This is a genomic window from Sphingomonas benefaciens (assembly GCF_052907485.1).
On the sequence record NZ_JBREIC010000001.1, the window covers coordinates 1422307 to 1447598 of the forward strand.

General features: G+C 68.4%; 30 protein-coding genes. 11 read left to right on the forward strand and 19 right to left on the reverse strand.

Annotated features, from left to right (window positions below):
- Window positions 1-2: 2 nt before the first annotated feature.
- The 3 genes from ACU5AX_RS06995 to ACU5AX_RS07005 all read right to left on the reverse strand — a co-directional run bounded on the left by ACU5AX_RS06995 (window position 3) and on the right by ACU5AX_RS07005 (window position 2019).
- Window positions 3-437 carry a TM2 domain-containing protein gene (locus ACU5AX_RS06995; protein WP_446690198.1) on the reverse strand — a complete coding sequence of 145 codons (435 nt, stop codon included), beginning with the start codon at window positions 435-437 and terminating at the stop codon, window positions 3-5.
- 85 nt (window positions 438-522) lie between these two features.
- Complete coding sequence (locus tag ACU5AX_RS07000) at window positions 523-1206, reverse strand: hypothetical protein (RefSeq protein ID WP_446690199.1); 684 nt, start codon at window positions 1204-1206, stop codon at window positions 523-525.
- A gap of 306 nt (window positions 1207-1512) precedes the next feature.
- Window positions 1513-2019: a thioredoxin family protein gene (locus ACU5AX_RS07005; protein ID WP_446690200.1), complete on the reverse strand. Its 507-nt coding sequence runs from the start codon at window positions 2017-2019 to the stop codon at window positions 1513-1515.
- Window positions 2020-2204: 185 nt separating this feature from the next.
- On the opposite strand from ACU5AX_RS07005, the gene ACU5AX_RS07010 reads away from it, so the two are divergent.
- Window positions 2205-2777, forward strand: a complete 573-nt coding sequence (locus ACU5AX_RS07010) for a DUF6624 domain-containing protein (RefSeq protein ID WP_446690201.1) — start codon at window positions 2205-2207, stop codon at window positions 2775-2777.
- 39 nt (window positions 2778-2816) lie between these two features.
- Here the strand turns inward: ACU5AX_RS07010 and ACU5AX_RS07015 are convergent, their stop codons facing one another.
- The 3 genes from ACU5AX_RS07015 to dnaK form a co-directional block, all read right to left on the reverse strand.
- Entirely contained in the window at window positions 2817-3272 is a 456-nt protein-coding gene (locus ACU5AX_RS07015) for a hypothetical protein (protein WP_446690202.1), read from the reverse strand.
- 32 nt (window positions 3273-3304) lie between these two features.
- A complete protein-coding gene (gene dnaJ, locus ACU5AX_RS07020; RefSeq protein WP_446690203.1) occupies window positions 3305-4423 on the reverse strand; it encodes a molecular chaperone DnaJ in 1119 nt (372 codons plus the stop codon).
- A 118-nt stretch (window positions 4424-4541) separates the two neighbouring features.
- Window positions 4542-6449 (reverse strand): molecular chaperone DnaK, encoded by a 1908-nt coding sequence (dnaK, locus tag ACU5AX_RS07025; RefSeq protein WP_198352034.1) that lies wholly within the window; start codon window positions 6447-6449, stop codon window positions 4542-4544.
- Window positions 6450-6614: 165 nt separating this feature from the next.
- On the opposite strand from dnaK, the gene ACU5AX_RS07030 reads away from it, so the two are divergent.
- A complete protein-coding gene (locus ACU5AX_RS07030; RefSeq protein WP_446690482.1) occupies window positions 6615-7067 on the forward strand; it encodes a copper chaperone PCu(A)C in 453 nt (150 codons plus the stop codon).
- A gap of 4 nt (window positions 7068-7071) precedes the next feature.
- A complete protein-coding gene (locus ACU5AX_RS07035; protein ID WP_446690204.1) occupies window positions 7072-7524 on the forward strand; it encodes a vgr related protein in 453 nt (150 codons plus the stop codon).
- Window positions 7525-7538: 14 nt separating this feature from the next.
- Here ACU5AX_RS07035 and ACU5AX_RS07040 read toward each other — a convergent pair whose 3' ends face one another.
- Window positions 7539-8777, reverse strand: coding sequence for a threonine synthase (locus ACU5AX_RS07040; protein WP_446690205.1), 1239 nt, complete (start codon window positions 8775-8777; stop codon window positions 7539-7541).
- A gap of 126 nt (window positions 8778-8903) precedes the next feature.
- Here ACU5AX_RS07040 and ACU5AX_RS07045 point away from each other — a divergent pair, with 126 nt between their 5' ends.
- Both ACU5AX_RS07045 and ACU5AX_RS07050 read left to right on the forward strand, forming a co-directional pair.
- On the forward strand, window positions 8904-9134 hold the full coding sequence (locus tag ACU5AX_RS07045) for a BrnT family toxin (protein WP_446690483.1): 231 nt from the start codon (window positions 8904-8906) through the stop codon (window positions 9132-9134).
- The gene (locus ACU5AX_RS07050) at window positions 9088-9342 is read left to right on the forward strand and encodes a BrnA antitoxin family protein (protein ID WP_446690206.1); all 255 of its coding nucleotides are present in this window, start codon (window positions 9088-9090) and stop codon (window positions 9340-9342) included. The genes ACU5AX_RS07045 and ACU5AX_RS07050 overlap by 47 nt, the downstream gene beginning before the upstream one ends.
- A gap of 6 nt (window positions 9343-9348) precedes the next feature.
- Here the strand turns inward: ACU5AX_RS07050 and ACU5AX_RS07055 are convergent, their stop codons facing one another.
- From ACU5AX_RS07055 to ACU5AX_RS07070, 4 genes are read right to left on the reverse strand one after another with little or no spacing between them, the layout of a single operon-like run.
- On the reverse strand, window positions 9349-9555 hold the full coding sequence (locus tag ACU5AX_RS07055) for a hypothetical protein (protein WP_446690207.1): 207 nt from the start codon (window positions 9553-9555) through the stop codon (window positions 9349-9351).
- Window positions 9556-9560: 5 nt separating this feature from the next.
- The gene (gene grpE, locus ACU5AX_RS07060) at window positions 9561-10121 is read right to left on the reverse strand and encodes a nucleotide exchange factor GrpE (RefSeq protein WP_446690208.1); all 561 of its coding nucleotides are present in this window, start codon (window positions 10119-10121) and stop codon (window positions 9561-9563) included.
- A gap of 16 nt (window positions 10122-10137) precedes the next feature.
- A complete protein-coding gene (gene hrcA, locus ACU5AX_RS07065; RefSeq protein WP_446690209.1) occupies window positions 10138-11178 on the reverse strand; it encodes a heat-inducible transcriptional repressor HrcA in 1041 nt (346 codons plus the stop codon).
- 6 nt (window positions 11179-11184) lie between these two features.
- Complete coding sequence (locus tag ACU5AX_RS07070) at window positions 11185-11673, reverse strand: DUF6438 domain-containing protein (protein WP_446690210.1); 489 nt, start codon at window positions 11671-11673, stop codon at window positions 11185-11187.
- A gap of 88 nt (window positions 11674-11761) precedes the next feature.
- Between ACU5AX_RS07070 and rph the strand changes: the two genes are divergently transcribed.
- Genes rph through ACU5AX_RS07085 form a run of 3 tightly spaced genes read left to right on the forward strand, consistent with a single transcriptional unit; the run spans window position 11762 to window position 13754 of the window.
- Window positions 11762-12478 (forward strand): ribonuclease PH, encoded by a 717-nt coding sequence (rph, locus tag ACU5AX_RS07075; protein ID WP_198352027.1) that lies wholly within the window; start codon window positions 11762-11764, stop codon window positions 12476-12478.
- Window positions 12475-13101, forward strand: coding sequence for an RdgB/HAM1 family non-canonical purine NTP pyrophosphatase (gene rdgB, locus ACU5AX_RS07080; protein ID WP_198352026.1), 627 nt, complete (start codon window positions 12475-12477; stop codon window positions 13099-13101). Before rph ends, rdgB begins: the two co-directional genes overlap by 4 nt.
- Window positions 13102-13118: 17 nt before the next feature.
- Entirely contained in the window at window positions 13119-13754 is a 636-nt protein-coding gene (locus tag ACU5AX_RS07085) for a GNAT family N-acetyltransferase (protein ID WP_446690211.1), read from the forward strand.
- Between the two features lie 15 nt (window positions 13755-13769).
- On the opposite strand, the gene ACU5AX_RS07090 is transcribed toward ACU5AX_RS07085, so the two are convergent.
- The gene (locus ACU5AX_RS07090) at window positions 13770-14327 is read right to left on the reverse strand and encodes a CAP domain-containing protein (protein ID WP_446690212.1); all 558 of its coding nucleotides are present in this window, start codon (window positions 14325-14327) and stop codon (window positions 13770-13772) included.
- A 21-nt stretch (window positions 14328-14348) separates the two neighbouring features.
- Between ACU5AX_RS07090 and hemW the strand changes: the two genes are divergently transcribed.
- On the forward strand, window positions 14349-15506 hold the full coding sequence (hemW, locus tag ACU5AX_RS07095; RefSeq protein ID WP_446690213.1) for a radical SAM family heme chaperone HemW: 1158 nt from the start codon (window positions 14349-14351) through the stop codon (window positions 15504-15506).
- A gap of 56 nt (window positions 15507-15562) precedes the next feature.
- Here hemW and ACU5AX_RS07100 read toward each other — a convergent pair whose 3' ends face one another.
- From ACU5AX_RS07100 to ACU5AX_RS07110, 3 genes are all read right to left on the reverse strand, one after another.
- Window positions 15563-17020, reverse strand: coding sequence for a carbohydrate porin (locus ACU5AX_RS07100; protein WP_446690214.1), 1458 nt, complete (start codon window positions 17018-17020; stop codon window positions 15563-15565).
- A gap of 77 nt (window positions 17021-17097) precedes the next feature.
- Window positions 17098-17925: a 2,3,4,5-tetrahydropyridine-2,6-dicarboxylate N-succinyltransferase gene (gene dapD / locus ACU5AX_RS07105; protein ID WP_446690215.1), complete on the reverse strand. Its 828-nt coding sequence runs from the start codon at window positions 17923-17925 to the stop codon at window positions 17098-17100.
- On the reverse strand, window positions 17922-18587 hold the full coding sequence (locus ACU5AX_RS07110) for a pyrimidine 5'-nucleotidase (RefSeq protein WP_446690216.1): 666 nt from the start codon (window positions 18585-18587) through the stop codon (window positions 17922-17924). Before ACU5AX_RS07110 ends, dapD begins: the two co-directional genes overlap by 4 nt.
- Before the next feature lie 127 nt (window positions 18588-18714).
- On the opposite strand from ACU5AX_RS07110, the gene ACU5AX_RS07115 reads away from it, so the two are divergent.
- Window positions 18715-21036 (forward strand): S8 family peptidase, encoded by a 2322-nt coding sequence (locus ACU5AX_RS07115; RefSeq protein WP_446690217.1) that lies wholly within the window; start codon window positions 18715-18717, stop codon window positions 21034-21036.
- A gap of 45 nt (window positions 21037-21081) precedes the next feature.
- Complete coding sequence (locus ACU5AX_RS07120) at window positions 21082-22080, forward strand: LLM class flavin-dependent oxidoreductase (RefSeq protein ID WP_446690218.1); 999 nt, start codon at window positions 21082-21084, stop codon at window positions 22078-22080.
- On the opposite strand, the gene ACU5AX_RS07125 is transcribed toward ACU5AX_RS07120, so the two are convergent.
- The 4 genes from ACU5AX_RS07125 to ACU5AX_RS07140 are packed head-to-tail and all read right to left on the reverse strand — an operon-like array spanning window position 22064 to window position 25151.
- Window positions 22064-22702, reverse strand: a complete 639-nt coding sequence (locus tag ACU5AX_RS07125) for an HPP family protein (protein WP_446690219.1) — start codon at window positions 22700-22702, stop codon at window positions 22064-22066. The genes ACU5AX_RS07120 and ACU5AX_RS07125 overlap by 17 nt on opposite strands.
- 11 nt (window positions 22703-22713) lie before the next feature.
- Window positions 22714-24108 (reverse strand): sensor histidine kinase, encoded by a 1395-nt coding sequence (locus ACU5AX_RS07130; protein WP_446690220.1) that lies wholly within the window; start codon window positions 24106-24108, stop codon window positions 22714-22716.
- A 23-nt stretch (window positions 24109-24131) separates the two neighbouring features.
- Window positions 24132-24797 carry a response regulator transcription factor gene (locus ACU5AX_RS07135; RefSeq protein WP_198352015.1) on the reverse strand — a complete coding sequence of 222 codons (666 nt, stop codon included), beginning with the start codon at window positions 24795-24797 and terminating at the stop codon, window positions 24132-24134.
- Between the two features lie 30 nt (window positions 24798-24827).
- Complete coding sequence (locus tag ACU5AX_RS07140; RefSeq protein WP_446690221.1) at window positions 24828-25151, reverse strand: hypothetical protein; 324 nt, start codon at window positions 25149-25151, stop codon at window positions 24828-24830.
- Between the last annotated feature and the right edge of the window lie 141 nt (window positions 25152-25292).

Here is a 25292-nt window from a genome sequence, read left to right on the forward strand (position 1 = left end):
GGTCAGTCCGACCGCGCGTAGCGCGCTGCGAACTCGCGGTTGGACATCAGCAGATAGCGGATGGCATCGACGAACGCCCAGATACCGGTGACGAACAGCCCGATGACGGTGAGCGACACGACCAGCATCGCGATGCCGGAACCGGTTCGCCCCAGATAGAAACGGTGGATGCCGAGCGTGCCCAGGAAGAGGGCGAGCAGCGCGGCGACGATCTTGCTGCGGTCGGCCACCGGCGGCTGCGGGCGTGGCGGCAGCGTCGTCACGCCGCGTTGCTCGCCGGGCAGCGGAAAGACGCTGAGCGCACGATCCTGGTCAACGTCGAAATCGACCGTCATGCCGATCGCCGGCTCGCCGCGCGTCGCCCAATCCTGCTGGCTGAAGCGGTAGCGCCGGCCGTCGTCGCCCGCCACCAGCCCCTCGCCGGTCCTGACGTCCACCCCCAACACCCGACCCTGCATCATCGTCCCCCCGGTTGCAGGGGCATGATGCCCGCTGCAGCGCGGCATGCAAGAGGCGCGGTGATCAACCTGCCGGAATCAGACTATCGACGCCGCGCGCCGCCACTACCCAGCGATAGAAGGCTTCGGCAACATAGGCACGCAGATAGACCGGATCGATCGTGACCCGCTGCGTATTGCCGAGGCAGGCGCGCCCTTCGATCAGCAAGGTCTGCGTCAGGCCGCGTTGCAGTTCCCGATCGGTCGACGCGTGAACGAAACGGGTGGCGAGCTTCGGCTGCCGCTGAACGAGACACATGGCGATTTGGAAGGCGCCGAGATCGTTGGGCAGGCGAAAGCGATTGTGCGTCGCCTCGCTGTCAAACAATCGCTGCGTGATCGCTGGATCATAGGTCTGGGCCAACGTCAGCGTCGCATCCGGCGCATATTTGGTCAGCGTCTGTTCGAACATCGTGCCGCGGTCGATCAGGTCGACTGGCACCTCGACCTGGTTGATCGACACTTTCTGCAAGGTCCCGGCCCGCGGACGGTAGCAGCCAGCATGGGTCATCAGGATCCGCGATGCGGCGAAACGGGTCGATGCATAATTCGGCGCCCCGTCGATCGCCTTGCGGAGCCAAGCCGCGTCGGTCGTCTTGAAGGCGCAACGCATGAAGAAGGCGGCACCATCCTGTTCGATCGTCGAACTGAACGCCGTCGTCTGGTTCCAATGGACTTGGACGGGCAGCTTCTCGCGGGGAATCTGCAATGCTCGAACGATGATATCGTCCGAACTGTCGGCGTTGGGAAGCGACGGCGGTGTGGCCATAGCCTCGGAACGAAGCTTCTCCTGCGCCACTGCGGCAACCGGCACGGCGCAAGCCGCCATAAGGCAACAGACACCATATCGCAGAAATCGCCGCGTCATATCCGCCTCCGTTTTGCCGATCATTACATCATAGAGGGAATATACCCACCAGCGATATATTTCGGCCCATTGCCAAACGAATTAGCTCAACATGTGCAACTTTGTGCGATTGCTCTATGCGGATGGTATACTCGCCCTCGACGAATTCTATGCTACCCAGCCCGCCAGCCAGTCGGCGAGTGCCTGCGGGGTCAGGCTGCGCGCATCGGCCAACGCGGTTTCGCGGCCGGCGTTGACCAGGCGGTTGGTCTTGGGATCGACGATCAGCACCGCGGGAACGCCCGCCAGCCGTCCCTTGATGCCGTAGCTGGCAGGGATGTCGAGATTCTGGTCGAAGCGGCCGACATCGACCGTCACCACTTCGAAATGTTTGGCGACGAAGCCGCGCATCTGCGGCAGTTCCATGACGCCTGCGAGCAGACGGCAGTCCAGGCACCAATTGCCGCCGAGATCGATCAGCAGCCGCTTGTGCGCCTTGGCAGCACGCACCCGCGCCGCGGCGACCGCCGCCTTCGCATCACCGGCGTGATAGGGCAGCGGCAAGGGCTGCGGCAGCGCGTCGAAGCTCGCCACGCCGACCCGCGGCGCCGCGACCGGTGCAGCGGCGAGGAGCAGGGGCGTGGCGAGCGTGGCGATGGCGAGGGCAAGGCGCATGAAGGAAACTCCGCGATTTCGTCGGCCATCCAAACGGCTGGAGCGGGGAAAGGCAAGCGAGCAAAATCTTGTCCCCCGGCAAGCGATCGCGCCGCCACGACAGGACGTCGGGTGACCCCCCCTTGCCACATGCCGACTACACTTGTAATCATAACGCCACGACAACGACGCGAAGGTGACTGTCGATGGGTCTTCCGCCACTTGCCGCCCTCTTGCTCAGCCTGTCCCCGGCGGCCGCCATGCCCCCGGCGCATGCCGTGGTGGCTCAGGACGACCAGACGCTGGCGGCGCTGTTCGACGCCGACCAGGCGATCCGCAAGGCGATCGGCGCGACCAAGCCGATCGACGTCGCGCTGGCGCGGCGCATGGTCGCTGAGGACGCGGACCGTCGCATCAAGGCGCGGGCGCTGCTGGCAGACGGCCATGTCCGCACCGCCGAGGATTTCTACCGCGCCGCCTTCATCCTGCAACACGGCACCAAGGCGCCGGACTATCTCCTCGCCCATTCGCTGGCCCTTGCGGCTGCGGCGCGCGGCAAGGTAGAGGCCCAGTGGATCGCCGCGGCCACGCTGGACCGGTATCTGATGGCGATCGGCCAACCGCAGATCTACGGCACGCAATATGTCCGCGACACGCGCGTCGGCGGAACCGGCCTGACGATGGAGCCGTACGACCAGAGCCTGGTGCCCGACACGCTGCGCACGGCATTGGGCGTGCCGACCCGGGCGGAGCAGCGAGCCCGGCTGGCCACCGACTGACGTCGGTCGGGGATCGATGAGCCGCGCTGGGCTGCCGGCCTAGCATGCCTGCGCCGCGTCATGCGGCCCCTCGTCGTCGTTGGCGGGTGACGATCGGCGCGGCCGGATCGTCCGCCGGCGGCGGCAGTGGCCGGCGCGACGCAGCGGAAGGGAGATCCGAACACCATCGCCGCGGCCACGCCACGCGGCAATCGCGGCAGCGACGGCAACGATCGTGTCGAGCACCATCGACCATTCCACCGCCGACACCCACAGCGCGACATCGGGCACTGCGGTGACGAACAGGCGGGCGGCGGATCCGTCGTCGCAGCAGATCATGACGATGCCCGCGACCAGCACGGTCAGGCCGATCACGGCATCGGCGCGGCTAAGCGCGGAAAGCCGCGTCGCAGGGACCAGCACCAGCCAACGGTGCAGACACAGGCCGATCGCCGTCCGCGGCGCCACCGCTAGCATCAGCCAGCAGAAGAGAAACGTCGTGATGATCGCCGTCATCGCCCCCCCGATCGCCGGCACCCCGTAACCGGCTATTCCCCCGCGAACACGCCCTTCAGCTTGGCGAAGAAGCCGTGGCTCGCCGGACATTCGTCACCCGTTTCCGTCTCGCGGAACAGCTCAAGCAGTTCGCGCTGCCGCGTCGACAGCTTGGTCGGCGTTTCCACCTCGATCTGGACGACGAGGTCGCCCTGGCCGCGCCCCTGCAGCACCGGCATGCCGGCGCCGCGCTGGCGCAGTTGCTTGCCGGACTGGATGCCCGCGGGGATCTTGATCTCGTGCTTGGCGCCGTCGAGCCCCGGGATCGACAGCATGCCGCCGAGTGCCGCAGTGGTGAAACTGATCGGCGCGCGCGCGAACAGGGTCGTGCCCTCGCGCTCGAAGATCGCATGCCGTTTGACGTGCAGGAAGATGTAGAGATCGCCGGCCGGCGCGCCACGCGGCCCCGCCTCGCCCTCGCCGGTCAGGCGGATGCGCGTCCCCTCGTCGACGCCGGGCGGTACGTTGACGGCCAGCGTCTTGGTCCGTTCGATCCGACCGTCGCCGCGACAGTCGGCGCACGGATCGGCGATCACCTGGCCCGAGCCCTGGCAGACCGGGCAGGCGCGTTCGACGACGAAGAAACCCTGCTGCGCGCGCACCTTGCCATGGCCGGCGCAATGGCGGCAGGTCGTCGCCTGCGTCCCCGGCTTGGCGCCCGTGCCCTGGCACGTGTCGCATTGCGCGGACACGTCGACGGTGATCTCGGTCGATTTGCCATGGAACGCCTCTTCGAGGCTGATCTCCATGTCATAGCGCAGATCGGCGCCACGTCGCGGCTGCGCCCGGCCACCGCCGCGCCCGCCGCCCATGAATTCGCCGAACACGCTTTCGAAGATGTCGGAGAAGGCGCCGAAATCCTGCGCGCCACCGCCGCCGCCGTTCTGGAACGCGGCATGGCCGTAGCGATCGTAGGCGGCGCGCTTCTGCGGGTCCTTTAGGACCTCATAGGCCTCGCTGACCGCCTTGAACTTGGCTTCCGAATCCTTGCACCCGGCGTTCTTGTCCGGATGGTATTTCATCGCGAGCTTGCGATAGGCGGACTTCAGCGTCGCACCGTCCGCATCACGCTCGCATTCGAGCAATTCATAATAGTCGACTGTGGTGCTCATACTCGCCCCCGAGACATGCCGTCATGCCAGCGGAAGCTGGCATCTCCATCCATTCGAGCGAGCTCTGGGGGAAGGAGGCCCCAGCTTTCGCTGGGGCGACGGCAGGTGTCCACCGGTCTTACGCCTTGTGGTCGTCGACTTCCGAGAATTCGGCGTCGACCACGTCATCGGCCTTCGCCTCTTCGCTCGTCGCGCCGCCCTGCGGCGAGGCATCGGCCTGCTGCTGCTTCTCGTAGATCGCCTGGCCGAGCTTCATCGCGACCTGCGCGAGCGCCTGCGCCTTCTCGGTCATGCGATCGGCATCGTTCGACTCGACCGCCGACTTGGCCTCGTCGATCGCCGCCTGGATCTCCGACTTCAGCGATTCGTCGACCTTGTCGCCATTGTCGGCAAGCTGACGCTCCGTCGTGTGGATCAGGCTTTCGGCGTTGTTCTTCGCCTCGGCCGCCGCACGCCGCTTCTTGTCCTCCTCGGCGAACTGCTCGGCGTCGCGGACCATCTGTTCGATGTCGTTGTCGCTGAGACCACCCGAAGCCTGGATGCGGATCTGCTGCTCCTTGCCGGTGCCCTTGTCCTTCGCCGAGACGTTGACGATGCCGTTGGCGTCGATGTCGAACGTCACCTCGATCTGCGGCACGCCGCGCGGCGCCGGCGGGATGCCGACCAGGTCGAACTGGCCGAGCAGCTTGTTGTCCGCCGCCATTTCGCGCTCGCCCTGGAAGACGCGGATCGTCACCGCGCCCTGGTTGTCGTCCGCGGTCGAATAGGTCTGCGACTTCTTGGTCGGGATGGTGGTGTTGCGATCGATCATCCGGGTGAACACGCCGCCCAGCGTCTCGATGCCGAGCGACAGCGGCGTCACGTCGAGCAGCAGCACGTCCTTGACGTCGCCCTGCAGCACGCCCGCCTGGATCGCGGCGCCCATCGCGACGACCTCGTCCGGGTTGACGCCGGTGTGCGGCTCCTTGCCGAAGAACTGCTTCACCGCCTCGCGCACCTTCGGCATGCGGGTCATGCCGCCGACAAGCACGACTTCGCTGATGTCGCTGGTCTTCACGCCGGCATCGGCGAGCGCCTTCTTCATCGGCTCGATCGTGCGCTGGATCAGGCCGTCGACCAGACGCTCCAGATCGGCGCGGCTGATCGTCTTGACCAGATGCTTCGGGCCGTTCTGATCGGCGGTGATGAAGGGCAGATTGACCTCGGTCGACGCCGCCGACGACAGCTCGATCTTCGCCTTCTCGGCCGCTTCCTTCAGGCGCTGCAGCGCGAGCTTGTCCTTGGTGAGGTCGATGCCCTCATCCTTCTTGAAGCCCTCGGCCAGATAATCGACCAGCTTGTTGTCGAAATCCTCGCCGCCCAGGAAGGTGTCGCCGTTGGTCGCCTTCACCTCGAACACGCCGTCGCCGATCTCGAGGATCGAGACGTCGAAGGTGCCGCCGCCAAGGTCGTAGACCGCGATCGTCTTGCCGTCCTGCTTCTCGAGGCCATAGGCCAGCGCCGCCGCGGTCGGCTCGTTGATGATGCGCAGCACTTCGAGGCCGGCGATCTGGCCGGCGTCCTTGGTCGCCTGGCGCTGCGCGTCGTTGAAGTACGCCGGGACGGTGATCACCGCCTGCGTCACCGTCTCGCCAAGATACGATTCGGCGGTTTCCTTCATCTTCTGCAGCGTGAAGGCGCTGATCTGCGACGGCGAATAATCCTTGCCGCCGGCCTGCACCCACGCATCGCCGTTGCCGCCACGCACGATGTGGTACGGCACCAGCTCGGTGTCCTTCTTGGTGATCGGATCGTCGAAGCGACGGCCGATCAGACGCTTCACCGCGAAGATCGTGTTGTCGCCGTTGGTCACCGCCTGACGCTTCGCCGGCTGGCCGACCAGCCGCTCGCCATCCTTGGCGAAGGCGACGATCGACGGCGTCGTGCGCGCGCCCTCGGCGTTCTCGATCACCTTGGGCTTGCCGCCCTCCATCACCGCAACGCAGCTGTTGGTGGTGCCGAGATCGATACCGATTACTTTAGCCATACGTGCTTAACCCTAGCCCCTGACAAACAAACCATGAGGGATGCACCCCGTTACGGCAGCGCAATCTCCTCGTCACGGCGGCGATATAGGTGGGGTTCGCCTTGCCGCAAGAACTGCGGTTCCATAGAGCAAGCGAGGAAGTTCCCGGACGGAGACACCAGGGTGATGCGGCGACAGATGGCGGGCGTGCTCGCGGTAACGATGGCGGCGTCGCTGGCCGGGTGCGTCAAGCCCGATCCGCTGAGCATGACCAACGCCTGGGTGCGGTTGCCGGCCGTACCGGGACGGCCGGCGGCGGGCTATTTCACGCTGCACGGCGGCAAGACGCCGCAGACGGTCGTCGCCGCCAATTCCGACGTGTCGCTGCGAGCGGAGATGCACGAAAGCGCCGCCGGTGCGGGCGGCACGGCGACGATGCGGCCGCTGACCAGCGTCGCGCTGCCGGCGAATAGCGATGTCGTCTTCGCGCCGGGCGGGCGCCACGTCATGCTGTTCGACGTCAACCGCGCGGTCAAGCCCGGCGACCGCGTCACGCTGACCGCGACGCTGGCCAATGGCGCTCGGATCAGCGCGCGCGCGACGGTGATCGCGCCGGGAGCGCCGGCACCGCAGTTCTGATCCAATGATCGACCGGACGCTCACCCCCGGCGAGGTCGCACTCGCCCGCACCGTCTTCCACGATGCGATCGATTATGCCGCGGTGCGCATCGCACGGCGCAAATGGGCCTTCTTCCAGCCGCGCGACACGGTGATGGCGCCGCGCGGCTGCATCCATTTTCATCCCGGCGGCAGTGCCTATCGCGACGATTTCGCGGCGGCCCGGCTCGCCGACCAGGGACTGTTCATCCACGAGATGGTGCACATCTGGCAGCATCAGCGCGGCATCGTCCTGCCGCTCGCCCGCCATCCCTTCTGCCGCTACACGTACGCGTTCAAGCCGGGCCAGCCGCTGCACCGCTATGGCATCGAACAGCAGGGCGAGATCGTCCGCCACGCCTTTCTGCTGCGCCACGGCGCCGCCGTCGCGGGGGCGCCGCCGCTCGCCCAATATGAGACTTTGCTGCCGTTCGGCTGAGACCGACCGGCCGGTCAGAGCGCGTCGAAGTCGATCGGACCATGCCGGTCGAGCCAGTTCGGCGCTTCCGGCATCGGATATTTGAGTCCCGTCGCGCAGTTGAACAGCACGACACGCTCGTCCTCGTCGACCTCGCCGGTGCGCAGCGCCTCACGATAGGCGGCAAGCGTCGCGCCGCCCTCCGGGCAGAGCAGCAGGCCGTCCGCGCGCGCGCACTCCTCCACCGCCTTCAGGATGGCGGGATCGCCGACACCGACCGCCTTGCCGCCGCTCTCGCGTACCGCCCGCAGGATCAGGAAATCGCCGACCGCGCGTGGCACCCGGATACCGGCGGCGACGGTGTGCGCATCCTCCCAACGCTCGGCATGGTCCTCGCCCGCCTCGAAGGCGCGGACGATCGGCGCGCAGCCCGATGCCTGCACCGCATACATGCGCGGCCGCTTCGCCCCGATCCAGCCGAGCCGCTCCAGCTCGTCGAACGCCTTCCACATGCCGATCAACCCGGTGCCGCCGCCGGTGGGGTAGAAGATCGCGTCCGGCAGCTGCCAGCCGAGCTGCGCGGCCAGTTCCAGTCCCATCGTCTTCTTGCCCTCGATCCGGTAAGGCTCCTTCAGCGTCGACAGGTCGAACCAGCGGCCCTCCGCCGCGCCCTTGCCGACGATCGCGCCGCAATCGTCGATCAGGCCGTTGACCCGATAGACGCGTGCGCCCTGCATCGCGATCTCGCGGACGTTCACCTCCGGCGTGTCCTCAGGACAGAAGACGATCGTCTCGATCCCGACGCGGCTCGCATAAGCGGCGAGCGCCGCCCCCGCATTGCCGTTGGTCGGCATCGCGATCCGGGTGATGCCCAATTCCTTCGCCATCGCCACCGCCATGACGAGGCCTCGCGCCTTGAAGCTGCCGGTCGGCAACCGCCCTTCGTCCTTGATCAGTACCCTGTCGTTCCGGGGGCCGCCACCGGCGCTCTTCGGGATCGGTATCAGCGGCGTCTCGATCTCGCCCAGGCTGACGACATTGTCCGTCCGTCGCACCGGCAGCAATTCCCGCCAGCGCCACAGATCGTTCGGCCGCGCCTCCAGCATCGGCCTCGGCAGATTGGCGCGGACGGCATCGAGATCGTAGCGGACCAGCAGCGGCCGCCCGACGCGCGACAGGCCATGCACCGTGTCGGCGTCGTAGCGCTCGCCCGTCATCGAGCATTCGAGATGCGTGACGAAGGTCGGGCAATCAGTGGTGAGATTGGCGTTCATGACGACATTCCTAGCCGCGCCAGGGAGATGCCGTCCACTTGAATGCATCGCAGATCGTAGTTACAATCAGCCGTGGACATCGAGTTCGACCCGGCCAAGGACGCGGTCAATCGCGCCAAGCATGGCGTGTCGCTGGCGTTTGGAGAACGAGTCCTCGAAGATGCGGCTCATGTTCTCATCGCATCCGCTCGGCCTGAGGACGGAGAGTCGCGGTGGAAAGCGATAGGCACGGTGGAAGGTCGCCTATGGACGGCGGTGTTCGTCGAGCGTGGAGCCGCGACCCGTTTCATCTTGGTAAGGAAAAGCAACGATGCAGAAGCTCGCGGATACTATCGCCATCCCCGCCGATCCCAATGATCCCGAGGATTTCGACGTTACCGAGGCGGCACTAGAACAGGCGTTGATCGAACGGCGCGAGCGATTGCGCACGCGAGGCGCCCAGGTGGCGCCGACCAAGCAGCAGGTGACGCTGCGTCTCGATCGCGACGTCCTCGCCAAGTTCCGCGCGACCGGGCCGGGCTGGCAGGCGCGGATCAACGCCGCCTTGCGGGCAGCGCAGGTCTAGCCAGGGTCAGTCGTCGAATTGCAGCGCCGCCGCCGCACCGCCCGACAGGTCGAGCGGGCGGTCGGGGGTGACCGGGCAGGGATCGCCGCCCGCCTCGCCGCGTGGCGGACGCCGCCGCATACGGTCTGCGAGGCGACGGGCGAAGGCCTTGTCGCGCGCGATCCGGAGCCGTTCCTCTGCCGAACGGCGCGGGCCCAGATCCGGTATCGGCACGGCGGTTACTCCGGCTTCTTCGCCACCGCGACCAGCGCGGGGCGGAGCAGGCGATCCTTGATCATATAGCCGGCCTGCATCTCCTGAACGATCGTGCCGGGTTCGGCGTCGCTCGGCATCTCCATCATCGCCTGGTGCTTGTTGGGGTCGAGCGTCATGCCCATCGCCTCGACCTTGGTGATGCCGTGGCGGGTGAAGACGCTCTCCAGTTCGCGACCCGTCGCCTCCAGGCCGGTCACCAGCCCCTTCATCTTGTCGTCGCCGCGCAGGTCGGCGGGGATCGCGGCCAGGGCACGCGCCAGATTGTCCGCCACCGACAGGATGTCGCGGGCGAAATTGGTCGCGGCATAGTTGCGCGCGTCGGCCGCATCCTTCTCGGCGCGACGGCGGACGTTCTGGATGTCCGCCTGTGCGTAGAGCGTGTCCTGCTTGGCCGCGGCGAGCTGATCCTCCAGTTCGGCGATGCGCTTGGCCGCGCTGTCGTGCTCGGCCACTTCCGGCGCGTTGTCCGCAGTTTCCTGGCGCAGATCGTCGGCGCCGGCAGGCGTGGTCGTCTCTTCGGTCATTCTAATCCCTGTTTCTTCAGCCCATCAGACGGGCGAGCGTTGCCGCCGTGAAATCCACCATGGGCACGACGCGCGCATAGTTCAACCGCGTGGGGCCGATCACCCCGACCACGCCGACCACCCGGCCGCCGGGCCCGCGGAACGGCCGCGCAATCACCGACGAGCCCGACAGCGCGAACAATTTGTTCTCCGCCCCAATGAAGATGCGGGTCGCGTCGCCGGCCCGCGCGCTGTCGAGCAGGTTGGCGATCTCCTGCTTGCCGTCGAGATCGTCGAGCAGGTCGCGGACGCGTTCGAGATCGGCAACCGCCGCCGCATCGATCAGCCGCCCCTGCCCCCGCACGATCAGCACCGGCCGGCGCGCGCCGTCCTCGCTCCAGACGGCCAGCCCCTGGTCGACCAGCGCCCGCGCCGCGCCATCGACCAGCGCGCGCTCCTCCGCCATCTCGCGTTCGATACGCGCGCGGGCCTCGGCCAAGGTCAGCCCGCCCAGCGTCGCGGTCATGTAATTGCCTGCCTCGACCAGCGCCGACGGCGTCATGCCCTCCGGCAGGCCGATCACCCGATTCTCGACCGATCCGTCCTCGCTGACGATCACCGCCATGCCCTGCGTCGGCGACAGTGCGACGAAGCCGATCGAGCGCAGCGCCAGCTCCCGCTTCGGCACCATGACCAGGCCTGCGCAGGCGGACAGGCCGGACAGCGCCGCGGTGGTCGCCGCCAATGCCTCCTCGACCGGGCCGCCGCGGCCGGCGCGATGCTCGATCGCGGCACGTTCCTCCGCGCTCGGCTCCAGCGCCTGCATCATGCCGTCGACGAACAGGCGCAGGCCACGATCGGTCGGCACGCGGCCGGCACTGGTGTGCGGCGAGGCGAGCAGGCCCAATTCCTCCAATTCCTGCATCACGCTGCGGATCGAGGCGGGCGACAGCTTAAGGCCGGAGGCGGCGGCGATCGTCTTCGATCCCACCGGCATGCCGTTCTCGACATAGCCATCGACGACGGCACGGAAGATCTCGCGCGCACGATCGGTCAATTCGGTGACGGGCGGTGCCATGCGCGCCTATCTAGGACGGCGGCCGTCCCCGATAAAGGCGGCAATCGGCAGCGCGGCCGGCGCCGCCTTCAACCGCTCGAACAGCGCGCTGTTGCCATCCATGTCGCAGCCGAAATAGGCCGACAGGTGCGAGGGTGGCCGGGTGCCGCCGGTCCAGCGCACATCGACGGTGATCTGGTCGGTCGCGATCGAACGGCAAGCCGGCTTGCCGTTGAGCCCGCGCACGCCGGCCGGCCGGTCGGCCGCCAGCTTCGCGCGGAAGGCGGCAAATTCCGCCGGAGTCACCCGGAAGGCCTTGCGCCCCTTTTCCGCGGTGAACCGGCCTCCCTCGAACACGCCCTGCCCGGTCGAGCTGACGGTGACGCGATAGGCGGGGCAGAAGCCGAAACAGGGTCCGGTCTCGTAGCGGATCGTTTCCGGCTGCGGCTTCGCCTCCGCCACCGCGACCAACGTCCCGGCCGCCAGCGCCGCCGTCAGTGCCACCATCACGCGCATCTCCGTCTCCTCGCGACTGGCGCGCCGCAGCGCGCCGGGTTAGGGCAACGACTAACGTCTTGCCCCTTCCTACCTTGAGGAGAGTTGAATGCGCCCCAGCGGCCGCGCCCCCGACCAGATGCGTGCAATCACGATCACCCCGAACTTCACCCGCCATGCGGAGGGATCGGTGCTGATCGGCTTCGGCGACACGCGCGTGCTGGTCACCGCCAGCATCGAGGAGCGCGTGCCCCCCTTCCTGCGCGGCAAGGGCGAAGGCTGGGTGACCGCCGAATATGGCATGCTGCCGCGCGCGACCCACACCCGCGGCAGCCGCGAGGCGGCAAAGGGCAAACAGTCGGGCCGCACCCAGGAGATCCAGCGGCTGATCGGCCGATCCCTGCGATCGGTGATGGACATGAAGCTGCTCGGCGAACGGCAGATCACGCTCGATTGCGACGTGATCCAGGCCGACGGCGGCACGCGCACCGCGTCGATCTCCGGCGCCTGGGTCGCGATGCGCCTGGCCGTCGACACTTTGCTCGCCAACGGCAAGCTGACCGTCGACCCGATCAAGCAGAAGGTCGCGGCGGTCAGCTGCGGCATCTATCAGGGCACGCCGGTCCTCGACCTCGACTATGACGAGGATTCGAACGCTGACGCCGACGCCAATTTCGTCCTGCTCGAGAACGGCCATATCGCCGAGGCACAGGCGACCGCCGAACATGCGACATACGACGAAGAGGCGCTGCTCCGCCTGTTGCGCCTCGCGCGCATGGGCTGCACCGAGATCTTCGCCGCGCAGGATCGCGCGGTGCGCGCATGAGCGGCGAGGGCAGCGAACCGCAGGCGATCCGCAAGCTGCAACCGGGCAAGCTGGTCATCGCCAGCCATAACGAGGGCAAGGTCGCCGAATTCCGCGAGCTGCTCGCGCCCTACGGCGTCGAGCTGCTGTCGGCGGCGGAGCTCGACCTGCCCGAACCGGAGGAAACGGGAACGACCTTCGTCGCCAATGCCGAGTTGAAGGCGCTGAGCGCCGCCGACCTGTCCGGCCTGCCCGCCCTGTCCGACGACAGCGGCCTGTGCGTCGAGGCGCTGGGCGGCGACCCCGGCCTGTTCTCCGCCCGCTGGGCCGGGCCGGAAAAGGACTTCGCGATGGCGATGCGGCTGGTCGAGGATCGCCTGACCGAGGAGCCGGATACGGCGCGCGAGGCGCATTTCATCTGCGCGCTGGCGCTCGCCTGGCCGGATGGTCATGTCGAATGGTTCGAGGGCCGCGTCGACGGCTGCATCGTCTGGCCGCCGCGCGGCGACAAGGGCCATGGCTACGATCCGATCTTCCAGCCGCTCGGCCACGACCAGACCTTCGCCGAGATCGATCCGGCGGTGAAGAACGACATCAGCCACCGGGCGGATGCGTTCCGGCAGCTGACCGCGGCGGTGTTCTGATCGCGTCGGCGGAATCGGTGGGGACGATCGATCCCGCGCTGGTCCATGGCTGGCTGGCCGGACGCTCGCTGGCGCGCGGCCTGCCCGTGCCGGTCGCGGACCACGGCGGCTGGCGCGTCGATACCGATGGCGAGGAGGAGCGGCGGCGATACGTCTTCGCGATCGCGGATAACCGGCTGCGCGATCTGGTCGCCAGCATCGCTGCGCCGCGCATCTTCGTGAAGCTGTGCGCCGATGCCGAGACGTTCCGCAGCCTTCTGCCCGCTCGCTGGTCGGTGCTGCCGGCCAATTGCATGATGGTCGCCGGCACCGTCGCGCCGGCGCCCCCGCCCCTCCCCGCCGGTTATGTGCAGGCGGTGCAAGTCGACGGACGCGTCGCGCGCGTGGTCATCACCGCGCCGGACGGCAGTCTCGCGTCCCACGGCTATGCCGCGGAGACCGCAGGCGTCTTCGTCTACGACCGCATCGTCACCGAAGAGCCGCACCGCCGCCGCGGGCTGGGCCGAGCCTTGATGGCGGCGCTGCGCGATACCCGCCGCGATCCGGGCTCACAGGAGGTGCTGACCGCGACGCCGATGGGTCGGGCGCTCTACGAAAGCATCGGCTGGCGCGTCTATGCGCCCTATACGACCGCGGTAATCCCGGACCCGTGACGGGGACGGCGGCGCTCAATACGCCCGCTCGCCGACCACGTTGCCGGCAGGGGCGTAACGGCAGACCAGGTAATCGTCGGTCCGGTTGCTCGCCAGCGCGCAGCCGACCTCGGTCGAGCCGCGCCAGACGATCTGCGCATAATGCGCGACGTCGCCGAAGCGGCCGGTACGGCTCGCCGCCGGAACCGCGATGTTGACGAAGTCGCGCCGCTCGTCGAGCCAATGGCCGAACATTTCCTGATAGGCATAGGCGTCGCGCGTGCCCGTCCACAGGGTCTCGCCCTGTCGGCCCGGCCCCTGCGGCTGCTCGGCATGTTCGAAGCGGCCGGTGCGGGCGAGATCCTGCGCATAGCCGCGCGCGGAGACGGTCAGCGGCTCGCTCCAGGTCAGCGGCGGCACGCCCACCGCGGCGCGGGCGACATTGTGCCCGTCGAGCATCGCGCTGCGCAACAGCGCCGCCCCGCGCGCCGCCGGCGCATCGCTGGTGCGCCGCTCGACCACCCGTTCCGGCCCCGCCTGGGTGCAGGAGGCGAGCAGCAGCAAGGCGGCGGCAAGCTGGCGTTTCGCGATCATCGCCGCCATATCGGCGCCACCATGACCCCCGACAAGACGCCGCTCGCGCTCTACGTCCACTGGCCGTTCTGCGTCTCGAAATGCCCCTATTGCGATTTCAACAGCCATGTCCGCGAGTCGGTCGACCAGCAGGCATGGCGCGATGCGCTGCTCGCCGACCTGGCGCACGAGGCCGGACTGCTGCCCGGGCGGCGGCTCGGCTCGGTCTTCTTCGGCGGTGGCACGCCCTCGCTGATGCCGCCGGCGACGGTGGCGGCGATCCTCGACGCGGCGCAGCGACACTGGGCGCCGACCGACGATATCGAGATCACGCTGGAGGCGAATCCATCGTCCGTCGAGGCGGCGCGCTTCGCGGATCTCGCCGCCGCCGGGGTCAATCGGGTGTCGCTGGGGCTGCAGGCGCTGGACGACAATGTCCTGCGGTTCCTCGGCCGCGCCCACGACGTGGCGGAGGGGCTGGGCGCGCTCGACACCGCGCAGCGGCATTTCCAGCGCGTCAGCGTCGACCTGATCTACGCCCGGCCCGGCCAGTCGCTGGCGGCGTGGGAGGCGGAACTCGCGCGGGCGCTGTCGTTCGGCACCGAGCATCTGTCGCTCTACCAATTGACGGTCGAGCCGGGCACGCGCTTCGCCACCGAGGAGGCGAAGGGGCGGCTGACGCTGCCGGACGGCGACGCCGCCGCCGACGTGTTCGAGACGACACGCGCGATGACCGCTGCCGCCGGGCTGCCCGCCTATGAGACATCCAACCACGCGCGGCCGGGTGCGGAAAGCCGCCACAACCTGACCTATTGGCGTTACCGCGACTATGCCGGCGTCGGTCCGGGCGCGCATGGCCGCCGCGGCGGTCTCGCGACGCAGCGGCGCCGGAAGCCGGAGAATTGGCTGGCGGCGGTGGCGCGCAACGGCCACGGCATCGAGGCGGAAACCGCACTGACTGCGCATGAGCGCGCTACCGAGGCGCTGCTGATGGGGCTGCGGCTGGCGGAGGGCGTCGACCTGACGCACGTTGCCGCCCTTGCCGGGGGGCGCGCGCCGATCGACTGGGCGGCGGTCACACGGCTCGCCGGACAGGGTTTGATCGTCCACGCGGGCGACCGGCTGATCGTCACCGAGGCGGGTGCGTTGCTGCTCGACGCGATCCTGCCGCTCGTCGTCGCGGATGCGGTGGCGGCCTGATCGCCCCCCCACTCTTCCCTGGCAAAGGCCGGGGAAGATGGCGCGGAGTGTGTCCGCTACAGCGTGATTGCCGCCTTCATGCCGACCACGCCGACGTCGTTCGCCTCGCGGATGCCGCCGGGCTGGTGGATGTACTGCACGTTCGGCCGCAGTTCGAGCCAGTCGGCAGGGTGGATCGAATAATAGACCTCCGCCGCATATTCCTCATGCCGCACCGGCGTGCCCGGGACGGCGAGATCGGCGAGCGCGGCGCGTCCATTGACGTTGGTCCGCGCCACCGCCAGCCCCAACACGTCGCCCGGCACCGCCGGGACCAGCCCCTTGTAGAAGACGCCGACCGACACCTGATTGTCGGTCACCGACGTCTTGCGGTCGGCCTGCGTGACGTTGGCGAACATCGACAGGCCGGTCAGCGACTTGCCGTCCTTCGACGTGCCGGTCAGCTGCTGCTGCATGGTGAAATAGACGCCGTAGCGGCTGGAATGCTGGAGCGGCGCAAGGCCGGTCACCGCCGCCACGTTGCGATTGACGTCGAGCAATACATCGTTGCCGTCCGCCGTGCCGAGCCAGCCGCCGATCTTGTACGACCCGACGTGGCCGTCGTCGCCGCCGCGCGTCCAGCCCGCCTCGACCGGGATCAGCGCGCCCGTGGCACCCCTGAAGTGGCCGATGAAGAAGTCGTTGTCGAGGTTGCGCGGGTTGATCTCGTAGACGCCGCCCTGAACATATAGATCGTGCGGCAAGTCGACGCGCACGCGCGCGCCCCATTGGCTGACCGGCCAATTGTACCAATAATCGCCGACGAGATTGCCCGGCTGCGCGCCGCAGAAGCTCAGGTTCATGAAATGGCAGGAGAAGACCGCGAAATCCTCGCCGGGATTGGTGCGGCCGAGCTTGATCTCGACGGCGCGGCCGATCTTCTGTTCGTACCAGAATTGCGTCAGGCGCACGGTCTGGCCGCGGCCGTAGACCTCCTGCACCTGTTGCAGGGAATTGATCCCCGCCGCCGTGGTCAGGTCGTAGCCGCGCCGCCACGTCACCGTCGCCTGGAACGCACCGCCCTTCAGCCCGACGAGCTTTTCGAGATCGAGCAGCGCGCCGACGTCGAACTGCCCCGTTTCGCGGAACAGGTTTTTCGTGCCGCCGGCGAAGTTGTAGCCACTTTCGGAGGCATAACGCGCGGTCAGGCCGATGCCGCGCCGGCCGAGGCGGGTGCGGATCTCCTGCCAGTCACCGATCAGGCCGGGAGGCGGCGCGCTTTGCGTGTCGCCGATCAAGGCGGACGGCGACGTGTCGCGCTGGCGCGGACGCGACGCCGGCGTCTGCGGCCGGTGCTGCGTGTCGCCGATGCTGCTGTCCGGCGTCTGCTGGCGGGTCTCGGGCGCCGGTGTCTGCTGGCTGTTCGCCGCGTCCGCCGGCGGCGAGGCGCCGACGTCGATCTGCTGCGCCGCGGCCGCCCCGGCCGTCACCGAGGCGAGGCATACCGCCGCCACCCCCAGAACCACTCGCTTCATCACCACCCCTTTCACGGCCGGTTCGCCGATCGGAAGGGGTAACGATGCTGTCACGATAAGGTTCGAACCTGCCTGACTCAGTCGCGCAGCAATTCGTTGATGCTGGTCTTGCTGCGCGTCTGCGCGTCGACGCGCTTGACGATCACCGCGCAATAGAGGCCGGGCTTGCCGCCCTCCGTCGGCGTCGACCCGGGGACGACGACCGCATAGGGCGGCACCTCACCGCGGAACACTTCGCCGGTGTCGCGATCGATGATCTTGGTCGACTTGCCGAGATAGACACCCATCGACAGCACCGCGCCCTCGCCGACGCGCACGCCCTCCGCCACCTCGGAGCGCGCGCCGATGAACGCGCCGTCGCCGATGATCACGGGGTCGGCCTGCAGCGGCTCCAGGACGCCGCCGATGCCGGCGCCGCCGGACAGATGGACGTTCCTGCCGATCTGCGCGCAGCTGCCGACCGTCGCCCAGGTGTCGACCATCGTACCCTCGCCGACATAGGCACCGATGTTGACGAAGCTCGGCATCAGGATGGCGCCCGGCGCGACATAGGCGCCGCGGCGCACGACGCTGCCGGGCACGGCGCGGAAGCCGGCGGCGCGGAACTCCGCCTCGCTCCAGCCGGAGAATTTCGACGGCACCTTGTCGAACCAATGGCCCGCGCCCGGTCCGTTGTCGATCAGCGTATTGTCGTTGAGGCGGAAGCTGAGCAGCACCGCCTTCTTCAGCCACTGATTGACGCGCCAGCCGCCCTCACCGTCCGGCTCGGCGACACGGGCGGTGCCGGCGTCAAGCGACGCCAGCGCGCGATCGACCGCCAGCCGCACGTCGCCGACCGTGTCGAAATTGAGGGCGGCGCGATCCTCCCATGCGGCGTCGATGACGGTTGCGAGCTCCTGGCTCATGCTGCCTCCAAGATATGATTGAGCCACGACGCGAGGTCGCGGACGATGAAGTCGATATGGTCGCGGGCCGCCTCCGGCCCCTGTTCGGAGCCGTTGTCGACCCAGACCGTGGTCATGCCGATCGCCTTGGCCGGCGTCAGGTTGCGCGCCATGTCCTCGACGAACAGCGCGCGGTGCGGGTCGATGCCGAAGGCCGCGCACAGGCCGGCATAGGCCGAGGGATGCGGCTTGGGCACCAGATCCATCGCGTGGATGTCGTGGATCGCCTCGAAGCTGTCGCCGAGACCCAGTCGGTCGAGCACCTTCAGCGCATAGGGTTTGTCGCCGTTGGTGAAGACCAGCTTGCGACCGGGCAGCCGGGCGAGCGCGGCAGCGAGCGGCGCGTCCTTCTCCAGCACGTCCATCTCGACGTCGTGGACGTCGGCGAGGAATTCATGCGGATCAACGCCGTGCTCCGCCATCAGTCCTGTGAGGGTGGTGCCGTGGCGGTGAAAATAGTTCTTCTGGATACGCCACGCCTCCTGCGGATCCACGCCGAGCCGACGCGCGACATAAGCGGTCATGCGCGCGTCGATCCGCGCGAACAGGTCGGCGCGCGCCGGATAGAGCGTGTTGTCCAGATCGAAGATCCAGGTGTCGATCGAGGCAAGCTGCGCGAGCATGGCGGGGCGTCTAGGCGGCACGGCCATCAGGGGCAAGCCGCAGGCTCCTGCCGTGGATCATGAACCCGCTGTAAAGGCTGATCGCTCCGTGATATGCGGGTGAGAGGGGAGCTGGGGTGTACGCGTGATGAAGGTTCGGTCTGAGCTGCTCCGGTCGGCTGCCTGGTGCGGAACGGCATTGCTGTCGGCCTGCGGCGGTGGCGGCGGCGGCGGCGTCAACAGCACGCCCACCCCGCCGAGTGTCTCGATCCCGACCCCCGCGCCATCGCCGATTCCGGCGCCCACGCCAACGCCGGCGCCGGCCCCCGCGCCGACACCGACGGCAACCAATTACGACACCAGTGAATATCGCGCCACGGTCGGCGCGGTGTCGATGAACGCACTTGCGGCCTATAACCGCGGCGCGACCGGTCTTGGCATCAATCTGGCGATTATCGACAGCGGCATCGACACTACAAGCGCGGAATTCGGCAACCGCATCTCCACCGCGTCGCAGGACGTGGCGGGCAATACGAGCATCACCGACCAGGGCGGACACGGCACGGCGGTGGCCTTTACCGCGGCGGGGCGGCGCAACGACACGGGCACGCTGGGGGTCGCCTTCGACGCGACGATCACCGTGCTGCGCGCCGATACGCCCGGCAGCTGTACCGCGACGACGACCGGCACCGAATCGCCCTGCAAATTCTCCACCGACGCGATCGCGCGCGGCGTGGATGCCGCGCGCGTCGCCGGTGCGCGGGTGATCAACATGTCGCTCGGCGGATCGGCGATGCCGCAGAATCTGGTCGACGCGATCAGCCGCGCCACCGCGCAGGGCATCATCATCGTGATCGCCGCGGGCAATGACGGCAGCGACAATCCCGATCCCTTCACCGCCGTTGCCTCCGATGCGGCGGCGCGCAATCTGGTGATCATCGCCGGGTCGGTCGGCACCAGCGACGCGATTTCGAGCTTCAGCGACAAGGCCGGCACCGGCGCGGCGCACTTCCTGGCCGCGGTCGGCGAGCGCGTGCGCGCGCCCGATCAGAACGGCACCGCCTATCTCTGGTCCGGCACCTCCTTCGCCGCGCCGCAGATCTCCGGCGCCATCGCGCTGCTCGCCCAGGCCTTCCCCAATTTGTCGGGGGCGCAGATCGTCGACCTGCTGTTCCGCACGGCGCGCGACGTCGGCGCGACCGGGGTCGACAGCATCTACGGCAATGGCGTGCTCGACCTGACCAAGGCGTTCCAGCCGGTCGGCACCACGGCCCTGGCGGGATCGAAACAGGCTATCTCGGTGATGAGCAACGCCACCCTGTCCGCGCCGATGGGCGATGCGCAGGTCGGCACGCTCGGCGCGGTGATCCTCGACAGCTATGCGCGCGCCTTTGCGATCGACCTGGCGCGTACCGTGCAGCGCACCGGTCCGCAGCGGACGCTGACCGGCGCGCTGGCGACGCGCCAGCGCAACGTCGCGCTGGACGTCGGCGGCACCACCGTGTCGATGACGCTGGCACCGCAGAGCGACGGAGCAGTCGCGCTGCAGCGGACGAACCTCAGCGTCCAGCAGGCGGACACCGCCCGCGCGATCGCGGCGACGGTGACGCAGCAATTGGGCGCCAACACCCGCTTCGGCTTCGCCATCGCGCAAGGCGGCGGCACCCTGTCCGCGCAGCTCGCGGGGCGCGGCCAACCCGCCTTTCTAGTCGCGGGTCAGGGCGGCGCCGGCTTCGACAGCATGGCGCGATCGGCGACCGCGCTGCGCCAGCAGTTCGGGGCCTTTGGCGTCACTGCCGGGGTCGAGACCGGCGACGTACTGGGCCGACGCGACCCGCTGATCGCCGGGCTTACCGGCTACCGGCGGTCGGGCTATGCCCGCACCACCTTGGCCGTCGACACACGCTGGCGCGGCGTCAGCGGCGCGCTGACCGCGACCCGGCTGACCGAGCGCGACACGCTGCTCGGCGCGCGCTTCGACGGGGCGCTCGGCGCGCCACGGGCGGCGAGCTGGTTCGTCGACGCCGATGCACGCGCCGATCTGGGCGGCGGGTGGACGCTTGGCGCCAACTGGCGGCGCGGCTGGACCGATGCGCAGCTGCGCGGCGGCCTGGGCGGTGGCGGCACGCTGCGCACCACCGCCTTCGCCGCGGACGTCGGCAAGGACGGCGTGTTCGGGACCGACAGTCTGGGCCTGCGCATCGCCCAACCTCTACGCGTCACTCAGGGCGGCCTCGACTACAGACTGCCGACGGGATGGGATTATGCGACGCTAACAGTATCCGACTGGACGACGCAACGCATGAACCTGACCCCGACCGGGCGCGAGCTCGACATCGAGGCGCGCTATCGCGTCCTGCTCGGCCTCGGCGACGTGCAGGCCAATTTGTTCTGGCGGCGCGATCCGGGGAATTTCAGCAGCCTGCCGGACGACCGCGGCGCGGCCGTCCGCTACGCGATCGGTTTCTGATCGAGACGGATTGCGTCCGTGCCCGAAAGCCCCATCTAACCGGGCATGACCCGTTTCGCTCTGCTCGATCTGGTGCCCGTCGTCGAGGGCGGCACCGTGGCGCAATCGCTCGCCAACGCCGCCGATCTGGCGCGCCATGCCGAAACGCTCGGCTTCAACCGTTACTGGGTGGCGGAGCATCATGGCATGCGCGGCATCGCCAGCGCCGCGACGGCGGTGGTGATCGCGCATGTCGCCGCGGCGACCCGGACGATCCGCGTCGGCGCGGGCGGCATCATGCTGCCCAACCACGCCCCGCTGGTGATCGCCGAACAGTTCGGCACCCTCGACGCGTTGTTCCCCGGCCGCATCGACCTGGGCCTCGGCCGCGCGCCGGGCAGCGACCAGAGGGTGGCGCGGGCGATGCGGCGGACGCTCGACAGCGATCCCAACGCCTTCCCCCAGGACGTGCTCGAGCTGCAAAGCTATTTCGCCGACGACGGCCAGACCGGCATTGTCGCGACGCCGGGTGCGGGCGCCGACGTGCCCCTGTGGATCCTCGGTTCGAGCACCTTCGGCGCGCAGCTCGCCGCCGCGCTCGGCCTGCCCTACGCCTTCGCGTCGCATTTCGCGCCGGATGCGCTCGACCAGGCGCTGGCGATCTACCGGCGTGACTTCCGCCCGTCCAAGCAGCTCGACCGCCCCTATGCGATGGCCGGGTTCAACGTCTTCGCCGCCGACACCGATGCGGAGGCGGAATTGCTCGCCAGTTCGCAGCAGCAGTCGTTCGTCGCGCTGCGTACCGGCAATCCGCGCCAGCTGCCGCCGCCCGTCGAGGGTTATCGCGCCAGCCTGGGGCCGCAGGGCAATGCGATCCTCGACCATGTGCTGCAATGTTCCGCGGTCGGTTCGCCGGAAACGGTCGCCCGCCACACCGCCGCATTCGTCGAGCGGACGGGCGTCGACGAGATCATGGTGACCAGCGCCATCTACGACCATGACGCACGCAAGCGCAGCCTGGCGATCACCGCCGAGGTCATGAGCGGCCTCACCGTCCCCGCCTGACCGCGGCGTGGGCGGCGGCCCGCGCCAGCAGCGCGTCGAGGTCCGCCCGGTCGATGTCGAAGGTCTCGTGCATCTCGGCCAGCGCCGCGTCGACGTCTTCGGCGGCGAAGCCGGGCGCGGCGACGGCGGGGCGATGCGGATAGCTGTGGCCGCTTAACCGGTGGAAGCAGACACCGGCGGCGACGAGCAGCAGCGAATCGAGCGCCACCGGCACGAACGGAAACAGCCAGCCGACATGGCCGCTGGTCTGTGCCAGCAGGATCGCGCTGAGCGCCGCGGCGCCGCCGGGCGGATGCAGGCAGCGCAGCCACGACATGACCAGGATCGCGCCGCCGACCGCGACGCCGGTCGCCAGTGCGAACGGCCAATGGAGCGCCGCCACCGCGACGCCGAAGGCCGCGGACAGCATGTTGCCACCGATCACCGGCCACGGCTGGGCCAGCGGGCTGGCGGGCACCGCGAAGACGAGCACCGCGCTGGCCCCGATCGGTGCGACGATCAGCGGCCAGACCGGCGCGGCGGTCAGGATCGCAGCCAGCACGCCGGCCAGGATGATCCCCGCCACGGCGCCCCCGGCGGCGAGCAGCCTGTCGCGGGCGGTCGCCCCCGCCAACAGTGGCACGAACCCGCGCATCAATTGGCCGCGGGCAGGCGTAGCCGCACGAGCAGGCCGCCCAGGTCCTCGCTTTCCTCCAGGCTGACCGTGCCGCCGTAGATTTCGGCGACGTCACGGACGATCGCCATGCCCAATCCGGTGCCGGGTTTGCCGGTGTCGAGCCGGACGCCGCGATCGAAGATGCGGACGCGGTCTTCCTCGGGAATGCCGGTGCCATCGTCCTCGATCAGGAATTCGACGAAGCCCGCATTGGCGCCGACGGTGACGAACACGCTGCCGCCGCCGTATTTGGCGGCATTCTCGATGAGATTGCCGAGCATCTCGTCGAGATCCTGGCGCTCGATATGGACCTGCAAATCCTTGGGCCCGGTGACGTCGATCCGCACGTGGCGGTAGAGGCGACCGACCGCGCGCTCGACCGATTCGAGGCTGGGCCAGACCTCCGCGCGACTATGCGCCGAGCCGCGCCGGCCGACTGCACGGGCGCGGGCGAGATGATGGTCGACCTGCCGCCGCATCGTTCGCGCCTCGCGGATCACCGTATCGGCGAGGTCGTCGGCATGCGCGGTGGCGGCGTTCATGATCACGGTCAGCGGCGTCTTCAGCGCATGGGCGAGGTTGCCGGCATGCCGCCGCGCCTCTTCCGCCTGCCGCTCGTTATGTTCGATCAGCGCGTTCAGCTCCTCGACCATCGGCGCGACCTCGATCGGCATCGCGCTCGACACGCGGTTCGACTGACCGGCGCGCATCCGCGCGATCTCCTCGCGCACCCGGCGCAGCGGCCACAGACCGTAGAACGTCTGGAGCGCGGCCAGCGCGATCAGGCCGAGGCCGAGCAGCAGGAAGCTGCGCACCAAGGTGCGGCGGAGCACCGCGATCTGCGAATCCAGACCATCGCGGCTCTGCGCGACCTGGAAGCGCCAATGGACATTCGATCCTGGCAGCTGTGCGTCACGTTCGACGACACGCAGTTTCTCGTCCGGAAACTGGTTGCTGTTGTAGATATGAATGCTGCGATCGTCGTGAGCCGAGCCAAATGCCAGCCGGCGGTCCCACAGCGAGCGCGACGGGAAGGCCTCCCTCACCGAGCGACCGGGCGCCGAAATCTGCCAATACAGCCCCGAATTGGGCTCCAGAAACCGCTGATCCGCGGTGGCATCACGGCTAAACGCCACCTCGCCGTCCGGATCGATATAGGCCGACACCAGCAGCGATCGCATCACGTAGCTGAGATTGTCGTCGAAATTGCGCGTTACCGCCGCCGACAGCACGCGATCGAGCGCAAAGCCGCCGCCGAACAGCAGCACGCCGATCCACGCCGCCGCGATCAGGATCATGCGGCGCGACAGCGAACCCGTCGTCCGGGCCCGGCGGCGCGGCGGCGCTTCGGCGAGCGGCGGTGCGTCGGTCATGGTGTGACGGTCTTGAGGGGCGATCAGGCGTCCGGATCTTCGAGGCTGTAGCCAAGGCCGCGGATCGTCGTGATCACGTCCTGGCCCAGCTTCTTGCGGATGCGCGTCACGAACACCTCGATCGTGTTCGAGTCGCGATCGAAATCCTGGTCGTAGATATGCTCGATCAGCTCGGTGCGGCTGACCACCTTGCCCTTGTGATGGAGCAGGTAGCTCAAGAGCTTATATTCCTGCGCGGTCAGCTTCACCGCCTCGCCGGCGCGGGTGACCTTGCCCGAACGGGTGTCGAGGCGGACGTCGCCGGCGGTCAGCTCGCTCGACGCATTGCCGGAGGCGCGGCGGATCAGCGCGCGCAGGCGGGCGATCAGCTCCTCCGTCTGGAACGGCTTGGCGACATAATCGTCGGCACCCGCGTCGAGCCCGGCGACCTTGTCCGACCAGCTATCGCGCGCGGTGAGGACGAGCACGGGCGTGGTCTTGCCCTCCTTGCGCCAGCGGTCGAGCACGGTCAGCCCGTCGATCTCCGGCAGGCCGAGATCGAGCACGATCGCGTCATAGCTTTCGGTCGAACCCAGGAAATGCCCCTCCTCGCCATCGGTGGCGAGGTCGATGGCATAGCCCGCGCCCTCCAGCGTATTCTTCAGCTGCTGGCCGAGATTGGGTTCGTCCTCGACGATCAGAACGCGCATGGGATCTCCCTGTTTATGGGTCGCCGGTGGTTAGCGGCCGGTGCGACCGATGATCTGGCCGGTGCGGCCGTCGACATCGACCCAGACCACGGTTCCATTGCGCAGGAACTTGAGCGTGTAAACGCCGCTCGCGAAGTCGATGTCGAAGCCGAGATATTCGTAGCCCTTCATCTGCGGCAACACGCGCGCCTCGATCACCTTGTTGGGCAAGAGGTCACCGCGGCGACGCGCATCGTAGGCGCGTTCCTGGTCGCTACGCCGTTGCGTATCGGGCGCCTGCGCAAGTGCCGGAGCGGCGGCCAGGAGAGCGAGAGGAACGATCATTCGCATCGGCGTCGCATAGGTCAGCACCATTGAACAGCCTGTGAATGGACCGGAAACGCTGGAGTCAGGAGCCACGGCGACACGAGTCTTGACAGAATTGACGCCTGAACGGGCAAACGTCCGGACCGATCCTGCCCCGCACGAAAAGAATGGCGATGGCGGCGGACCCGG

Coding starts and splice junctions, on each gene's coding strand:
- ACU5AX_RS07005 (WP_446690200.1), bottom strand. CDS start 2,019: ATGCGCCTTGCCCTCGCCATCGCCACGCTCGCCACGCCCCTGCTCCTC.
- ACU5AX_RS07010 (WP_446690201.1), top strand. CDS start 2,205: ATGGGTCTTCCGCCACTTGCCGCCCTCTTGCTCAGCCTGTCCCCGGCG.
- ACU5AX_RS07015 (WP_446690202.1), bottom strand. CDS start 3,272: ATGACGGCGATCATCACGACGTTTCTCTTCTGCTGGCTGATGCTAGCG.
- dnaJ (WP_446690203.1), bottom strand. CDS start 4,423: ATGAGCACCACAGTCGACTATTATGAATTGCTCGAATGCGAGCGTGAT.
- dnaK (WP_198352034.1), bottom strand. CDS start 6,449: ATGGCTAAAGTAATCGGTATCGATCTCGGCACCACCAACAGCTGCGTT.
- ACU5AX_RS07030 (WP_446690482.1), top strand. CDS start 6,615: ATGCGGCGACAGATGGCGGGCGTGCTCGCGGTAACGATGGCGGCGTCG.
- ACU5AX_RS07035 (WP_446690204.1), top strand. CDS start 7,072: ATGATCGACCGGACGCTCACCCCCGGCGAGGTCGCACTCGCCCGCACC.
- ACU5AX_RS07040 (WP_446690205.1), bottom strand. CDS start 8,777: ATGAACGCCAATCTCACCACTGATTGCCCGACCTTCGTCACGCATCTC.
- ACU5AX_RS07050 (WP_446690206.1), top strand. CDS start 9,088: ATGCAGAAGCTCGCGGATACTATCGCCATCCCCGCCGATCCCAATGAT.
- grpE (WP_446690208.1), bottom strand. CDS start 10,121: ATGACCGAAGAGACGACCACGCCTGCCGGCGCCGACGATCTGCGCCAG.
- hrcA (WP_446690209.1), bottom strand. CDS start 11,178: ATGGCACCGCCCGTCACCGAATTGACCGATCGTGCGCGCGAGATCTTC.
- ACU5AX_RS07070 (WP_446690210.1), bottom strand. CDS start 11,673: ATGCGCGTGATGGTGGCACTGACGGCGGCGCTGGCGGCCGGGACGTTG.
- rph (WP_198352027.1), top strand. CDS start 11,762: ATGCGCCCCAGCGGCCGCGCCCCCGACCAGATGCGTGCAATCACGATC.
- rdgB (WP_198352026.1), top strand. CDS start 12,475: ATGAGCGGCGAGGGCAGCGAACCGCAGGCGATCCGCAAGCTGCAACCG.
- ACU5AX_RS07090 (WP_446690212.1), bottom strand. CDS start 14,327: ATGATCGCGAAACGCCAGCTTGCCGCCGCCTTGCTGCTGCTCGCCTCC.
- hemW (WP_446690213.1), top strand. CDS start 14,349: ATGACCCCCGACAAGACGCCGCTCGCGCTCTACGTCCACTGGCCGTTC.
- ACU5AX_RS07100 (WP_446690214.1), bottom strand. CDS start 17,020: ATGAAGCGAGTGGTTCTGGGGGTGGCGGCGGTATGCCTCGCCTCGGTG.
- dapD (WP_446690215.1), bottom strand. CDS start 17,925: ATGAGCCAGGAGCTCGCAACCGTCATCGACGCCGCATGGGAGGATCGC.
- ACU5AX_RS07110 (WP_446690216.1), bottom strand. CDS start 18,587: ATGCTCGCGCAGCTTGCCTCGATCGACACCTGGATCTTCGATCTGGAC.
- ACU5AX_RS07115 (WP_446690217.1), top strand. CDS start 18,715: ATGAAGGTTCGGTCTGAGCTGCTCCGGTCGGCTGCCTGGTGCGGAACG.
- ACU5AX_RS07120 (WP_446690218.1), top strand. CDS start 21,082: ATGACCCGTTTCGCTCTGCTCGATCTGGTGCCCGTCGTCGAGGGCGGC.
- ACU5AX_RS07130 (WP_446690220.1), bottom strand. CDS start 24,108: ATGACCGACGCACCGCCGCTCGCCGAAGCGCCGCCGCGCCGCCGGGCC.
- ACU5AX_RS07135 (WP_198352015.1), bottom strand. CDS start 24,797: ATGCGCGTTCTGATCGTCGAGGACGAACCCAATCTCGGCCAGCAGCTG.
- ACU5AX_RS07140 (WP_446690221.1), bottom strand. CDS start 25,151: ATGGTGCTGACCTATGCGACGCCGATGCGAATGATCGTTCCTCTCGCT.